1 protein-coding gene is annotated in these 592 nt (G+C 59.8%); it reads left to right on the top strand.

Features of this window, described 5'->3' with window-relative positions:
* Positions 1 to 592 (top strand): hypothetical protein (locus IGS61_RS27765; RefSeq protein ID WP_230542510.1); only part of this gene is annotated, 592 nt, incomplete at both ends.

The raw sequence follows: 592 nt of genomic DNA, 5'->3' as shown, positions 1-592 counted from the left end.
CACAGGCAAGCTGGACAACACGGCCGGCCGTATCGCCGTCAACAGCAATAACTTGGCCTTGAACGCGACGGTGTTGACGAATATCAATGGCAAGCTGGAACACGCAGGCGCCGGCGTGCTGGCCATCCACGCGGGTCAGTTCAACAACCAGTTCGGCAAGATCACGGGCAATGGCAAGCTCGACATCACCGCCGCGACCCTGGATCACCGCAATGCGACCACCATCGCCAATCAGCTGACCATCAACACCGGCACGCTGGACAATCGCACCGGCAGCCTGGCGCAAACGGGTAGCGGTTTGATGAACATCAATGCTGTCGGCGTGCTGGACAATACGGGCGGCAAGATCGAAGGCAATGGCGATGCGCTGGTGAAAGCGGATGCGTTGCTGAACAACAAGGGCCGCATCGTGGCGGCACAGGATGCCGAGTTGAACGTCGGCAGCCTGGACAATACCGAAGGGATTGTGGCCGCAGGGCGCAACCTGGCATTGAATAGTGGCAACATCGACAATGCCAAGGGCCAGTTGCAGGCCGTGGCCGGCAACGCGACCTTGAACGTCGCGAACTTGAATAACACCGCAGGCAACGTG

The organism is Janthinobacterium sp. FW305-129 (assembly GCF_020858115.1).
Classification (GTDB): domain Bacteria; phylum Pseudomonadota; class Gammaproteobacteria; order Burkholderiales; family Burkholderiaceae_D; genus Janthinobacterium.
The sequence above is the reverse complement of the archived record's forward strand: the minus strand, read 5'-3'. Positions and strand labels throughout refer to the sequence as shown.